The sequence below is a fragment of the Flectobacillus sp. genome (assembly GCF_049240685.1).
Lineage (GTDB): Bacteria > Bacteroidota > Bacteroidia > Cytophagales > Spirosomataceae > Flectobacillus.
Genome location: NZ_JBMLSD010000206.1, coordinates 22,575 through 37,178, shown reverse-complemented (window position 1 = coordinate 37,178; position 14,604 = coordinate 22,575). Strand labels below are relative to the sequence as shown.

Here is a 14,604-nt window from a genome sequence, read left to right as displayed (position 1 = left end):
CAGAACCCTTTTTTTATGTGTTATTGAATCTATCAATTACAAGCTTTTCAAATCAAAACCTTCCATAAAGGCTGTTGTAAATTGACCAGATTTGAATCGCTCGTCATCCATCAATTTGATATGGAAAGGAATCGTAGTTTTGATACCATCGATTACGAACTCTTGCAAAGCACGTTTCATACGCAATAATACCTCCTCACGGCTCTGACCCGAAACGATTACTTTTGCAATCATAGAGTCATAATTAGGCGGAATTGTATATCCTGCGTATACATGGCTATCAATACGAACACCATGACCACCAGGCAAGTGAAGATTAGTAATTTTACCTGGAGAAGGACGGAATCCATTGGCAGGGTCTTCGGCGTTGATACGGCACTCCAAGGCATACAATTTTGGTGTGTAGTTTTGGCCTGAAATAGGAACGCCAGCTGCAACTTTGATTTGCTCTTTAATTAAATCAAAATCTGTAACTTCCTCAGTAATTGGGTGTTCTACTTGGATACGAGTATTCATTTCCATGAAGTAGAAATCACCATGCTTATCAACCAAGAATTCGATTGTACCAGCACCCTCATATTTGATAGCAGAAGCCCCTTTGATAGCAGCCTCGCCCATTCTTTCACGAAGCTCTGGAGTAAGCGCAGGCGAAGGAGTTTCTTCACAAAGTTTTTGGTGACGACGTTGGATAGAACAGTCACGCTCAGAAAGGTGACATACTTTTCCGAATTGATCACCTACTACTTGGATTTCGATATGACGTGGTTCTTCTACGTATTTTTCCATGTAGATACCATCGTTTCCAAAAGCATTGGCAGCTTCCATTTTGGCATCGTTCCAGAGCTTTTCAAACTCATCTTCATGGCGGATAATACGCATACCACGGCCACCACCACCCGCTGTAGCTTTGATAATTACAGGATAAACGATATCTTTTGCAATACGCTTAGCATCTTCAACAGTATCAATCAAGCCTTCTGAGCCTGGAATTACCGGAACGCCAGCAGTTTTCATGGTAGCCTTAGCAGTAGCTTTGTCACCCATCAAATTAATTTGTTCGGCTGTAGCACCAATAAATTTGATACCATATTCAGAACAAATACGAGAGAACTCAGCATTTTCTGACAAGAAACCATACCCCGGGTGGATAGCATCCGCACCTGTTACTTCGGCCGCCGAAATAATCGCAGGGATATTCAAATACGACTGACGGCTTGGCGGTGGGCCAATGCAAACAGCTTCGTCAGCAAATTTTACGTGAAGGCTTTCACGGTCTGCAGTAGAATAAATCGCTACCGTTTTGATGCCCATCTCCTTACATGTTCTGATGATGCGGAGGGCAATTTCACCTCTGTTGGCGATAAGTATTTTCTTAAACATTCTTTAGCTTTAGTTATAAACTCAACTAAACATTCTTGATTGTTTGTGATATTACTAAGCACATCAACTAACAAAAAAGAGCGTTTTCGACTTATTGAAAAGTAAAACCAAATAGATGGGGTAATTCAATAAGGTTGGCTTATTGTTCAACTACGAAAAGAGGTTGGTCAAACTCAACTGGCGTTGCGTTTTCTACCAATACTTCAACGATACGACCAGACACCTCTGATTCGATTTCGTTAAACAATTTCATAGCTTCGATGATACAAACAGTTTTACCTTTAGAGATTTCAGATCCTATTTCAACAAAAGAAGGTGAATCAGGGCTAGCCGAACGGTAGAATGTACCAATCATTGGAGATTTAATAGTCACGCGATTAGAAGCCGCCACAGGAGCTGCTGCTGGAGTAGCTGGTGCTGCAGGTGCTGCCGCAGGAGCAACCGCCACTGGAGCAGGAGCTGCAACAGGCGCAGGAGCAGACACAACTTGCTGAACAACTGGAGCTTGTCCGTAACGTTTTACTGATAATTTCAACTCAGATGTTTCGATATTTACCTCATCAAGAGTTGATTGAGCAATAAAATCTAATAGCTTTTGGATTTCTTTATTTTCCATTGGAGGTTGGTGTTACAATGTCTAATTGATAAAATTTACGTAAAAGGGTTTTTCAGATAAGTAATTGTTGTCAAAGATACATCTCACAAAACTTAAGGCCGAAACAGGACACGGTCCTATAATTTCAGGACTAAAGATACGGTAAATATAAGTATTTTTAGTTGAGCCAGTAAATTCTGGAGGAGTAAAACTTTATTGAAAATCAATTACTTATCTTACAGGTATTATTTTACGCGTTCTACGTATTCGTAAGTACGAGTATCTACCTTGATTTTCTCATCGTTTTGGATGAATAAAGGTACAGTAATAGTAGCACCTGTTTCAACTGTAGCGGGTTTTTTGGGAGAGTTGGCTGTGTCACCTTTGATACCTGGTTCGGTATAAGTTACAACAAGCTCAACAAATGGAGGCATTTCACAAGAGATTGGTTGCTCAGACTCAGCATTGATTAAGATTTCCACCGATTGGCCTTCTTTCATCAAGTCTGCCGCCTCAACCATTTCTTTGTTTAAAGTAACTTGCTCGAAGTTTTCGTTATCCATAAAAGTATAACCAAACTCTTCTTCGTACAAGTATTGGAAAGAACGACGTTCAACACGTACTGGGAAAATAGATACTCCCGAGTTGAAAGTGTTATCAATTACTTTACCTGTAGTCAATGATTTCAATTTAGTTCTTACAAAAGCTGGGCCTTTACCAGGCTTTACGTGTAAGAACTCAACAACAGAAAATAAATCGTTGTTAAATTTGATTACTAGTCCGTTTTTGATGTCTGCAGTAGTTGCCATTTTTTCAATTATTTAGAAAACAAGGAATACCATTAATAAACTTGTTTTCTGAACACTAAAGAGTTACAAATTTGATAATTACAAAAATTTGAATGTACAAAATTACAAAAATGTTCGCTGAACTTAACACAAAAAAAAACAGTAAACTCCCCAGTTTACCAAAATTTAGCTAGGGAGTTTACTGTTTTGATACTTTAGTAGGCCCATTTGAGGTAAACACTCCCCCAAGTAAAGCCTCCACCAAATGCTGCAAGGATGAGATTATCTCCTTTTTTAAGCTGATTTTCATAGTCCCACAAACACAGCGGGATAGTTGCCGCTGTAGTGTTTCCATATTTATGTATATTGAGCATTACCTTTTCTGGGCCAACCCCCATTCGGTTGGCTGTAGCATCAATAATTCGCTTATTGGCTTGATGCGGCACTAAAAACGCTACATCATCACCCGAAAGCTTATTTCTTTCCATAATTTCAGCCGAAACATCCGCCATACGTGTTACAGCAAACTTAAATACGGCCTGTCCTTCTTGATGAATATGATGCCACTTGTTATCGATTGTTTGATGTGTGGGAGGGTAAGCACTACCTCCTCCTTTTTGAATCAAATGATTAGCACCCGAACCATCAGACTTTAATATAAAATCCTGAATACCATTTCCGTCTTGGCTTGGTTCGAGCAATACTGCTCCAGCACCATCACCAAACAAAACGCAAGTAGAACGATCTGTATAGTCTACAATTGCGGACATTTTATCGGCACCAACCACAATCACTTTTTTATAACGCCCCGCCTCTATGAACATAGCTCCTGTTACGAGGGCATTTAGAAAGCCCGAACAAGCCGCTGCTATATCATAAGATGCATTAAAAGAAATACCAACTTTGTCACAAATCAAATTTGCTGTAGATGGAAAAAAATGGTCAGGAGTTACTGTAGCACAAATCAACAGGTCAACTTCTTCAGGCTTGGTATTGGTTTTTGCCAGCAAACGCTTTACAGCCTCTGCTCCCATTACCGATGTGCCCTGTCCTTCTCCACGTAAGACACGTCGTTCTTTAATACCTGTACGGGTGGTTATCCATTCATCAGTGGTATCAACAATTTTAGCTAAATCGGCATTAGTCAAAACTTCCTCTGGCACATACCCCTGAACGCCTGTAATTGCTGCGGTGATCTTTGTCATGTTCAATAATATAAATAGTGATCTGCGAACTAGCGAAATGTATCATACTTCTATGCACGACACCGTAGTTGGCAGGAATCTCACTACGCACTAAGTGCTTCTTTAATCTTTTCTGTAACTTTAGATTCCACGATATTTGCGGAAAGATGAATCATATTCTTGATAGCCTTAGCTGATGAAGCACCATGGGCAATAATTACATTACCATTAACACCTACGATAGGACTACCTCCTACTGCTTCATAGTTGGTTTTATCAAGAAACGGAGTTTCAACTCCTTGATCTTTCATAATACCATATAAAGACTCACCCATTTTTAGAAGGATATTTCCTGTAAAACCATCTGTGACGATAACATCAGCTTTGCCTTTAAAGAAATCTTTTCCTTCGATATTACCAATGAAGTTCATTTTAGTATTTTCCTTCATAAGTTTATGAGCTTGTTGAGCAATCAAAGAGCCCTTTTCTGCTTCTTCGCCAATATTCATCAAGCCTACTTTAGGGTTTTCTTCTCCTGTAGTAGCTTGATAATAAATAGAGCCTAATAATCCAAATTGCTCCAACATTTCAGGTTTGACATCGGCATTGGCACCAATATCTACCATGACAGCCATTTTTCCGTTGGTTTGTGGCGCAAAACCTGCTATTGCAGGGCGCTGCACTCCTTCAATAGCTTTGATAGAGAATAAAGACCCAACCATCATGGCTCCGGTATTACCAGCAGACCCAAATGAATCGATTTCACCTGTCTTTAAAAGTTTAAACCCAACTCCTATGCTGGAATTGGGTTTAGCTTGTAAGGCCTTTACAGGATGCTCACCCATTTCGATTGTTTCATTTGCTTCAACAATCTTAATGTTTGACCCTGCATAATTTTGTTTATCAAGAACTGCCTGAATTGCCTCGGTCTGACCAATCAGAACGATAGTAACACCCTCTGGCAACTCATTAGCTGCTAATACTGCTCCTTCAACTATGGCTTGTGGGGCGAAGTCGCCACCCATTGCATCAACTCCTATATTCATTGGTTATTTTTGTTTACGCAAAATTGGTAATTGCAAAAATAGCATTTTAAGAAGTTGAAAACAGTATTTTTTTGTGTTTTTTATATATCAAAAAACACAAGCTTGAGCTATAACTCTGATAATCAGAAACTTTAGCCTATTCAATACCTAAAATATTGTATCAATTACGCTTGTGCAGCATAACCTTCTACTACCATTTTACCTTTGTAGTAAAGGTTACCTTCGAATACGTGTGCACGGTGACGCAAGTGAATTTCGCCAGTAGTTGGGTCTACAGTGATTGCTTTTGGAGTAGCAAAATCATGTGAACGTCTCTTATCTCTGCGAGTTGTCGAATGTCTTCGTTTAGGATGTGCCATTTTCTTATTTCCGTTATTTTGTTACGTTGTTACTTAACTTATGTATGTTATTAGAACTTATAGCTCTAAAATTAATTTTGATTATTTTTCAAATTTTTCAAAATAGCCCAACGTGGGTCTATTGGTGCATCTGAATCTTCTTCGGAGCTTTCTTCATCTTCTTCAAATTCTTCCTCTTCTTCTTCCACATCATCTTCGCCTCCTGTTGTGTAAACGATTTCTCCTTCTTCATCTTCCCACAACAAATCATCGTCGTCCCAATCCTCATCATCTTCGTCGAAATCATCAAAGAGATTTTCTTCCTGTACAAACCTTGGGTGCAAGCGTTTGATTGGTATTTCTAAAAAGATAAAGTCAAAAATATCCTGTGCTACATTAACCTGCTGTACATTTCTATCAATGAGCATCAATTCATCTGTGATTTCTTCGGTGCGGTCTGCAAACTTCAAAATCATTTTTTTATGAATACTAATCGGATAGTCGAATAGCTCAAGGCTTTTATCGCATGTTAATTCTACGACTGCTTCTATTTCATAAAGTAACTGAATCATCGTTTCAGACTTATCTAAAGTTACCTTAGCTTCAAAGCTTCCTTTTTCGATTTCGTCTTGTTCAAATTCAGCAAAAAATTGGCTATCCCCCTCGAATTCGTGCACATACTGCTTATTTTCGAGGCGAAAAATATCAATTTTATAGTTTGCTAAATAATTCTTTTTCAAGGCTTTTTACCGAATAAAGTTTTGTATAACAACCACGTTTTGAGCACTTTAAAATACTTCAATCATCTTATAGTGCTCCTTGTACTGAGCTAACCTATTGCTAGGTTATCCAGAAAAGACTGCAAAATTAGAGACTTTTTTTGATATTGACAACAATTATAAGCAATACTTTTGTCAAAAACATTTTTTATTAATTCTCAGGCAATGAACCACTTACTATACATCTTGCTTAGTTGCGGTTGGACAAACTATCAAAAAGCTCTTGTTTGAAGGAGGCTTGTTTTTTACGAACTTTGTATCATGAAAAAACTTTTAAAAAATAATCTTACTTATTTTATTCCATTTTTACTGGTTTGGTTTGGAGGCCTGTCATGGGTTCTCAATCATTCAAAATTTGAGCAGATGCGTTGGATAAACGCTCATCGCACCAATTGGACTGATTCCTTTTTTTGGGGAGCCACCCAGCTAGGAGAAGGATGGTTTTTTGTGGTAATGATTCTGATTTGGCTATTTTTCAATTATAAGCAATCTATTATAGGCCTTGTTGCATTTGCTGTAAGTACCCTTTTTTCACAAGCACTAAAATTCACTTTTCAAACGCTCAGGCCAAGTGAGTTCTTTAAGGATATCCACTATCCTTGGCACTATGTCGAAGGGGTTGAGCTTCATGGATTCAATAGTTTTCCTTCGGGGCATACAACTAGTGCGTTTTGTATCTTTACGCTTTGGGTATTTTTTAAGCAAAAGTCTGTTTTAAATCCTGTTTTCTTATTGTTGGCAGTTTTGGCTGCATACTCTAGGCCTTATCTATTCCAACATTTTCCTGAGGACTTATTGGGTGGGGCTATCGTCGGAACGGCAAGTGCATTCTTCGCAGTATTGATTTATGAGGTTTATTTCGAGAAAAAATTCCCTGATTTAAGCAAGAAGGGGCTCTTTGTACATAAAATTTAATAGCTGAAGAATTTACCTTTGACTCAATAATTCTGTAACGATTGAATACTTTTCTACTAAATCAAGCGTATATGTATTAAATTTTTAAATTTGTAAAAGTGATATTCCCTAATTGCCGAGTTTAGATAGCAGATTTTGAAAGTTCAGCGTCAACAATCTAACAATATTGCTCTATCTAATTTATTTTCAACTAAAAAAACGACACAAGTCCTAATTATTAACCCATGATAAAACTCCAACCCGGTAAATACCAACGTACCATTCAAAATATCTGGAAATGGTCGATTCGTGGTTTTATTGCGCTTGTTTTATATGTTCTAGCTGTCAACTATAACTTCTTCTGGTTGTTTGGAGGAATGCCTAGTCTCCAAGAACTTGAAAACCCAAAAAGCCAATTAGCCTCTGTTTTAATTTCGGAAGATGGTGTTGAACTCACCAAATATTTTAGAGAAAACCGTAGCCCTGTAGAGTTTGAAGAATTATCGCCTAATATCATCAATGCTTTGATGGCTACAGAAGATGCGCGTTTTTCTAAGCACTCGGGTATTGACTTACGAAGTACTTTTCGTGTTGTGACAAGTTTTGGTACAGCAGGTGGTGGTAGTACGATTACTCAACAATTGGCCAAAAATCTATTTAATACTCGAAGAGCGGAATCTGCCGAGGAAGGAATGGAGTATAAAGGACTTTTGATGCGTATTCCAAAAGTGAGTACAATCATTGCAAAAACCAAGGAATGGATTTTGGCGATACGCCTCGAAAGTAGATATACCAAACAAGAAATCATGAAAATGTATCTTAACGAGGTTGAGTTTGGAAACAATGCCTATGGTATTCGAGTAGCCTGTAAAACCTATTTTAGTAAAGAAGTCGGAAATGTTAGTGTGAATGAGGCCGCAACGCTTGTTGGAATGCTTCAAAACCCAAATCTTTATGACCCACGAAGACGTCCTGAAAAATGCCTTGACAGACGTAACATTGTTTTGGCACAGATGGTCAAATATGGGTATTTGCCAGAATCAGAAGCTGCCGACTTGCAGGAAAAGCCTATCCAGTTGAGGTTTAAAGTTGAAAACCACAATACCGGTTTAGCGCCTTATTTTAGAGAAGCTATCAAGAAACAACTTTTAGCCATCATCTCCGAAATTAATGAGAGCCGTGGTGACGACGAGCAGTTGAATCTCTATACAAGCGGGCTCAAAATTCATTGTACGCTTGATTCTCGCATGCAACAATATTTTGAAGAATCCATTCGAGAGCACATGATGGCGCAGCAAAAGAAGTTTTATGAGCACTGGAAAGGTCGCAACCCATGGGTTGATGAACGCATGAGAGAAATTAAAGGTTTTTTGAAAGATGCGATGAAACGTACCGACCGCTACAAACAACTGATGGAGGAAATGGAGGGAGATGAAGAAAAAGTATGGGAAGTTCTCAACAAACCTGTACGCATGACGGTGTTTTCATGGCAAGGAGAAAAAGACACAACTCTTTCACCGATGGATTCATTGAATTATTACAAACGAATCTTGAATGCAGGAGCTATGGCAATGGACCCCAACAATGGTCATGTGAAGGCTTGGGTAGGTGGCATTAATTTCAAATACTTCAAATATGATCACGTTCGTCAAAGTCGACGACAGCCAGGGTCTACATTCAAGCCTTTTGTATATGCTACTGCAATCGAAAGTGATATTGTGACACCATGTGATAACGTTGTAGACGAACCTGTTACATTTGGACAAGAAGATGGAATTATGAAACCTTGGACTCCTCAAAACTCAGACGGACGCTATTCGTATCAAAGTATGTCGCTTCGTAGAGCTATGGCTCGTTCGATTAATACAATTGCCGCTAAATTAATGAAGCAATTAGGGCCACAAAAAGTAGCTGAATTTGCGCATCGAGTTGGCATTACGAGTCCTTTGAATGAAACACCAGCACTCTGTTTGGGTTCGAGTGAAGTTTCAGTGTTTGAGCAAGTTGATGCTTATTGTTCTTTTGTGAATGAAGGATACCGTATCGACCCGCTTTTGATTATTAGTATTGAAGATAAAAATGGTAATGAACTTCGCCGTTTTGAGACTACAACTAAACAAGTAATGACCAAAGAAACGGCCTACAAAATGGTTCACATGCTTCAAGGAGCGGTACAAGAACCAGGAGGTACTGCCGAAGGACTACGTCGTTATAGTTGTGCTCAAGGCAACGAAATTGGTGCCAAAACGGGTACAACATCCAATTATTCTGATGGTTGGTTTATGGGCGTTACTCAAAGTTTGGTAGCAGGCGTATGGGTAGGTGGTGATGACCGAAGTATCCACTTCCGAAGTATTAGTTTAGGGCAGGGAGCCAAAATGGCGATGCCCGCCTATGGAATGTTTATGGATAAAGTTTATGCCGACCCTTCACTTCGCATTGCAGGATATAAAAAAGAGCCTTTCAATAAGCCCGACGGAGTAGATATCAACTGTTATGCCGCACCAAGTGACTCCACTCAGGTGCAATCTCCAACGGTAAAACCTAAAGAGGAAGATGGATTTTTGAATTAAAAAAGGGGCTCGCGCCCCTTTTCTATTTTAATCTAGTTTAACATTCTCTTCTGACCTTTTTCGTTGATGGCCTGAGCTTTTATCACCTCATTTCCAAACATTAACTTATGGGTAGATTGTGATAAAAAGGAAGAACCATACGGAATTTCGACCTTACGAGTCTTACCATTTTTTAGTGTTAGCAAAGCACTAGTTTCATTTGCTGCCAAAGCGATTACTTTATATGGTTTTGTACTTTCAAAGAATTTTAGTTTATCTCTGTTTTGTGAAGTAATCGTTAGTAAAGTGCCTTTGGCAGATTGTAATTCGACCAAAGCTTTGGTATCGCCTACGACACGATATCCGCTTTGATTAATTGGTAATACCACAAAATCTCCTTTCCCATCACCTTTCAAGATATTCCCTTGTGAGGCATCCATACGCCCTACTGTTAATTCTGTTGCATAATCATTTCCAGTCATTAGGACGTCGAGGTTACCATCTTGGTCAAAATCTTGCACTATCATCCCAAATACAGGCGCAAATTGTGTTTGAATTGGCAATTCCTTCACTTTAAATGTACCATTACCTAAATTTTCGATATAACTAGTTTTCATCCAAGTTGCTTTAACAACCACAGCATCTTGTAATTCTTCAGGCTTTAGGACTTCATGTATAGTGGCTTTTGAATATTTGGCATACGAGTCGAAGCGTTGACGAGTTTGTATAAACTGTTTAGCTAAATCATCTCTGGTATTAAATGGAAACTCCTTACGAACGCCATCCAAATCTTTATAATATACCGTTGGAATGGCATCATAATTTCCATCATTATTAAAATCTTTTGCATAAATAGTAATAGGATTTGTTTCTGAAGCACGATTCAGGGAGTTTAAACCTAAGTTTCCTGCTATGTAATCTATATCACCATCGTTGTCAAAATCACCAGCGCTCAAGCTATTCCACCAACCCTTATATTTTTCGATACCTGTTTCTTTTGCTAAAGCCAGCTTTCCATTTTGATTTTTCAAGAAGGTCACTGGCATAAATTCTCCAGCGAGTGCCAAATCTACCCAACCATCATTGTCATAATCTGTCCATAAAGCGTCACAAACCAAGCCAATCTGATTTAATTGAGGCGCAACCTGTGCAGTAACATCCGTAAACTTTATCATGGGAGATTCATTACGGAGGATATAACTACTCACAGGCTTTGGATATGCGCCTGGCTCGACTCTTCCTCCAATAAACAAATCCAAATCGCCATCGCGATCATAATCCATAGCTTTTACACAAGAACCACTCTTTAATAATACTGGGATAGCTTGGTCGGCAGGCTGAAAAGTTCCTTTTCCATCATTGATAAACAAATGGTCTTTGTAGTTTTGGTCTCCCGCAGGAAATTCGTAACTTCCACTTACCACATATAAATCTAAGTCACCGTCTTTTTCTACATCAAATAACAATACTCCCATATCTTCCGAGAGTTTTTGTTTTCCTTCTAATCCGGGTAATAAATCTTTTACCTCAAATTTACCTACAGCATTTTGCAACAAAAACCGCCCTTTGTACTGACTTGCTCCGCCCACAAATACATCGTCGAAGCCATCACCATTTACATCCCCAACTGCTAGGGCTGGCCCAAACTGCGAGAATTTATGAGGCAATAATTTTTGCACGTTGAAATCAATAATATCTTGTTCTTGATGTACATAACCTACATTTAAGATATCTGTAACATCTGCCAACAAAGGCGCTGACATTGCTTCTTTCGCAGTTGGCAGGACTTGTGCATTTGCCTCCTCTACCAATAGCGTTTTATTGGCTTTTACATTTTTAAAGATTTGTCCTTTCCCACTTTGCCATATTATTTTTACTTCTTTCACTATTTGTGTTTTACCTAAACCAAAATGAGCAGTAGGGTCTACACTTGACAAATAACCACGATAGGGGGTATATTCATACACTTGTTTCTGATTATTTGCGTACGAAATTTCGACCCATGCACCATATCCCTGAACATTATCTTTGCCACCCTTAAGTTGCACTTTGAGATAATTACTTTCATGAGGTTTTTGTTGAACCACATTATTTCTAAAAACAGAAGCCGAATCATTGATATTGTTAACAACATAATCCAAGTCACCATCATTATCTAAGTCAGCATAAGCGGCTCCATTTGAAAAACTAGGTTCAGTAATTCCCCACGCTTCAGTAACCTCGTCAAACTTCAAATTACCTTTATTTCTGTAGGCATAGTTTTTGATTTTTACGGAAGGAATAGAGTCCAATAACATCATTCGAGTCATAATACTAGACATGGATGCACGGTAGGCAATGAAGTCTTGGTCGGTAACATCGCGGGGATATCCGTTGGTAATAATAATGTCACGAAGACCATCATTGTCAAAATCGGTTACCATTGGGGTCCAACTCCAGTCTGTTTCGGCAATACCCGCCAAAAGACCAACCTCGCTAAATAATGGGCGTTGTGAGTAAGGGTCTTTTCCTAAATTAACCTGAAGCGTATTTCGTGGATACTGATAGCCATAACCATATTGCTCATTATTTTGATAAGTCACATAGTTATTGGCAGGCGTCATCATTTTTTTACGATAATTAGACTCTGGCATCATATCTAATGCAATAATATCTACCAACCCATCATTGTTGATATCGCTCACATCATTCCCCATGGCGGAGTAAGAAGTATGTTTGAAATACAAACTTGCTTGGTCGGTAAATGTACCGTCATGATTATTGATATAAAGCAAATCATTGGTCAAATAGTCATTGGTTACATAGATATCCTTCCAACCATCGCGATTGATGTCAGTAATATTGAGTCCTAAACCGTACCCCTCAATCTGAATTCCTGCTTGTTTTGATACATCGGTATAGACTGGGTGTTTTTTTATAGGATCCCAATCATTTCTATAAAGTCTATCGGTTCTTTTGGAAGAACCATCTACAATTTTTTCGTGATACTTGTTCGGGAAACGGGTATCATCCATTTCGTTGACAAGTACATAAAGGTCGAGGTCACCATCATTATCATAGTCAAAGAAGGCTGCATTAGTGGTATGCGTTGTATCAGCAATACCATATTCTTGAGCCATTTCTTTAAAAATCGGTACATTATTTTTATCTACACCTTGATTGACGTAAAGTAAATTTGCTCTTTCAGAAGCTACTTTTTTGGCTGTAGCACAAACATAAATATCTAGTTTATTATCATTATTAATATCGACGATTGCTACGCCCGAGCACCACTTTTTGGCTCCATCTACGCCAGCCTTCTGTGTAACATCCTCAAATTTAAAATCACCTTTATTCAGGTATAATTTATTGCTTACCATATTTCCTGTAAAATAGACATCAGGCAAACTATCGTTATTAAAATCACCCACAGCGACGCCTCCACCGTTGTTGATATATTCAAAAGTAAGAACATTCATCGTATCACTCTCTGTAATTCTATTTGAGAAGGTAATGCCTGTGTCTTCTGCATTGAGTTGGGTAAACAATGCGCCATCATTAGTACACGAAACTTGCCAAACAACAGGGAGTAAACAGATACAAAGTCGTAATAGTTTTTTCATGATATTGAGCGTTAAATCTTATAAAAAAAGAGATGGCAATATATACCATCTCTTTTGTATTAAAGCAACTTACAATTGGTTAAAATTAATAACCAGGGTTTTGCTTCAAGATATCTTTACCTTGGATATCGATTTGAGTTTGAGGGATTGGAAGGTATTCGTTTTTACCTGCAGTAAATTTAGCACCACCAAACATCGTTACTAAGAATTTAGATTCATACGCTAAGTATGCATTCAATTCTGTAGAGGCCTCACCCCAACGAACTAAGTCAAAGAATCTGTGACCTTCACCCGACAACTCAAGTTTACGTTCAAAACGAACCGCTTTACGAGCTACAGCTTTGTCAGTCCAAGCAGAGTTATATAAGTTAATCACATAGTTAGCAGCAGGCTTACCAGCTTTTGTTACAAAACCAGCAGGGTTTGCTGCACGAGCTCTTACTCTATTCACATACTCACGTGCTTTTTCTAAGCTACCTACTTCAACCTCTGCTTCTGCAGCCATCAACAATACATCAGCGAAGCGAATAATTGTATAGTTCATCGTAGCATAACCACGAGTCCATGAGCTACCGTCAGTCAAGGTATTCTCCTGTGTTTTATAATAAACATATTTCTTAGGAGAATATGGACCAGCATAAGGTTGCGAACGAATCCAGTCTTTACCTGGGTGATCCTTCCAGTCTAAGTAAGGAATACCACGACGTCCGATTGAGTGGTCAATACGAGGATCTAGATTACCTTTATCTGGAGTAAATGCTGCATTTGATTCAATGCCATAGTCATTTACTAACTGATTACTTCCTGTATTATAAGAACCATCTATTAAAGGTAAACCATTAGCATCTGTACGGAATGAATTTGCCAAAGAGAAACTTGGTTGGAAGAAACCACAACAGTTACCAGGACCGTCAGCACCAGTGTTATAAGGATAGTTCAAATCGTCCCAAGCATTTGAGTTGTTTGTACTACCAGTGTTCATAGAGGTTTGTACAGCAAATATAGATTCTTCATTGTTATCATTTTCAGCATTGAAGATATCTGCATATTTAGCAACTAATGCATATTTTTTACCATTAGTAGTTTTACCACTTGCGATTACTTGGTCGAAAATAGCTTTTGCCTCTGTATACTTTTTCTCAAACAAGTATGTTTTGCCTAAATACGCTGCTGCTGCCCATTTGTTTACACGACCTGCCTGATCAAGCGTTTCAGGAAGGTTATCCATACCTGCTTTGAAATCAGCTTCAATTTTATCCCAGAAATCAGGAGTATTTGCCACTTTTTCAATACCCGTACCATAATCTTTTGTTTCATCGATATACGGAACACTATTGAATATTTTTTTCAATTCAAAATAGAAGTGGCCTCTTAATACTTTTGCTTCTGCAATAATACGTTTTTTGTCGGCATCAGATAATGCAGTAGAAGCAGTTGCCAAACGAA

At 38.5% G+C, this 14,604-nt stretch carries 11 protein-coding genes; 2 read left to right on the top strand and 9 right to left on the bottom strand.

Annotation, left to right across the window (positions count from 1 at the left end; translation table 11 throughout):
• Window positions 1-36: 36 nt before the first annotated feature.
• The 7 genes from accC to ACOVQ4_RS09500 form a co-directional block, all read right to left on the bottom strand.
• On the bottom strand, window positions 37-1,380 hold the full coding sequence (gene accC / locus ACOVQ4_RS09530; protein ID WP_421820420.1) for an acetyl-CoA carboxylase biotin carboxylase subunit: 1,344 nt from the start codon (window positions 1,378-1,380) through the stop codon (window positions 37-39).
• A 139-nt stretch (window positions 1,381-1,519) separates the two neighbouring features.
• Entirely contained in the window at window positions 1,520-1,996 is a 477-nt protein-coding gene (gene accB / locus ACOVQ4_RS09525; RefSeq protein ID WP_421820419.1) for an acetyl-CoA carboxylase biotin carboxyl carrier protein, read from the bottom strand.
• A 224-nt stretch (window positions 1,997-2,220) separates the two neighbouring features.
• Window positions 2,221-2,784, bottom strand: coding sequence for an elongation factor P (gene efp, locus ACOVQ4_RS09520; protein WP_421820418.1), 564 nt, complete (start codon window positions 2,782-2,784; stop codon window positions 2,221-2,223).
• Window positions 2,785-2,978: 194 nt separating this feature from the next.
• Window positions 2,979-3,968, bottom strand: coding sequence for a beta-ketoacyl-ACP synthase III (locus tag ACOVQ4_RS09515; RefSeq protein WP_421820417.1), 990 nt, complete (start codon window positions 3,966-3,968; stop codon window positions 2,979-2,981).
• 83 nt (window positions 3,969-4,051) lie between these two features.
• Window positions 4,052-4,993 (bottom strand): phosphate acyltransferase PlsX, encoded by a 942-nt coding sequence (plsX, locus tag ACOVQ4_RS09510; RefSeq protein WP_421820416.1) that lies wholly within the window; start codon window positions 4,991-4,993, stop codon window positions 4,052-4,054.
• A gap of 164 nt (window positions 4,994-5,157) precedes the next feature.
• Window positions 5,158-5,352: a 50S ribosomal protein L32 gene (gene rpmF / locus ACOVQ4_RS09505; RefSeq protein WP_095161299.1), complete on the bottom strand. Its 195-nt coding sequence runs from the start codon at window positions 5,350-5,352 to the stop codon at window positions 5,158-5,160.
• A 71-nt stretch (window positions 5,353-5,423) separates the two neighbouring features.
• A complete protein-coding gene (locus ACOVQ4_RS09500; RefSeq protein WP_421820415.1) occupies window positions 5,424-6,071 on the bottom strand; it encodes a YceD family protein in 648 nt (215 codons plus the stop codon).
• A gap of 300 nt (window positions 6,072-6,371) precedes the next feature.
• Here ACOVQ4_RS09500 and ACOVQ4_RS09495 point away from each other — a divergent pair, with 300 nt between their 5' ends.
• Window positions 6,372-7,025 (top strand): phosphatase PAP2 family protein, encoded by a 654-nt coding sequence (locus tag ACOVQ4_RS09495; RefSeq protein ID WP_421820414.1) that lies wholly within the window; start codon window positions 6,372-6,374, stop codon window positions 7,023-7,025.
• A gap of 224 nt (window positions 7,026-7,249) precedes the next feature.
• Window positions 7,250-9,577 carry a penicillin-binding protein 1A gene (locus ACOVQ4_RS09490; RefSeq protein ID WP_421820413.1) on the top strand — a complete coding sequence of 776 codons (2,328 nt, stop codon included), beginning with the start codon at window positions 7,250-7,252 and terminating at the stop codon, window positions 9,575-9,577.
• Window positions 9,578-9,609: 32 nt separating this feature from the next.
• Here the strand turns inward: ACOVQ4_RS09490 and ACOVQ4_RS09485 are convergent, their stop codons facing one another.
• Both ACOVQ4_RS09485 and ACOVQ4_RS09480 read right to left on the bottom strand, forming a co-directional pair.
• The gene (locus tag ACOVQ4_RS09485; RefSeq protein WP_421820412.1) at window positions 9,610-13,158 is read right to left on the bottom strand and encodes an FG-GAP-like repeat-containing protein; all 3,549 of its coding nucleotides are present in this window, start codon (window positions 13,156-13,158) and stop codon (window positions 9,610-9,612) included.
• 85 nt (window positions 13,159-13,243) lie between these two features.
• On the bottom strand, window positions 13,244-14,604 hold a 1,361-nt coding region (locus tag ACOVQ4_RS09480), incomplete at its 5' end, for a RagB/SusD family nutrient uptake outer membrane protein (RefSeq protein WP_421820411.1).

What these genes read in the sequence shown, in the direction of transcription:
- accC (WP_421820420.1), bottom strand. Translation starts at nt 1,380, where the DNA reads ATGTTTAAGAAAATACTTATCGCCAACAGAGGTGAAATTGCCCTCCGC.
- accB (WP_421820419.1), bottom strand. Translation starts at nt 1,996, where the DNA reads ATGGAAAATAAAGAAATCCAAAAGCTATTAGATTTTATTGCTCAATCA.
- efp (WP_421820418.1), bottom strand. Translation starts at nt 2,784, where the DNA reads ATGGCAACTACTGCAGACATCAAAAACGGACTAGTAATCAAATTTAAC.
- ACOVQ4_RS09515 (WP_421820417.1), bottom strand. Translation starts at nt 3,968, where the DNA reads ATGACAAAGATCACCGCAGCAATTACAGGCGTTCAGGGGTATGTGCCA.
- plsX (WP_421820416.1), bottom strand. Translation starts at nt 4,993, where the DNA reads ATGAATATAGGAGTTGATGCAATGGGTGGCGACTTCGCCCCACAAGCC.
- rpmF (WP_095161299.1), bottom strand. Translation starts at nt 5,352, where the DNA reads ATGGCACATCCTAAACGAAGACATTCGACAACTCGCAGAGATAAGAGA.
- ACOVQ4_RS09495 (WP_421820414.1), top strand. Translation starts at nt 6,372, where the DNA reads ATGAAAAAACTTTTAAAAAATAATCTTACTTATTTTATTCCATTTTTA.
- ACOVQ4_RS09490 (WP_421820413.1), top strand. Translation starts at nt 7,250, where the DNA reads ATGATAAAACTCCAACCCGGTAAATACCAACGTACCATTCAAAATATC.
- ACOVQ4_RS09485 (WP_421820412.1), bottom strand. Translation starts at nt 13,158, where the DNA reads ATGAAAAAACTATTACGACTTTGTATCTGTTTACTCCCTGTTGTTTGG.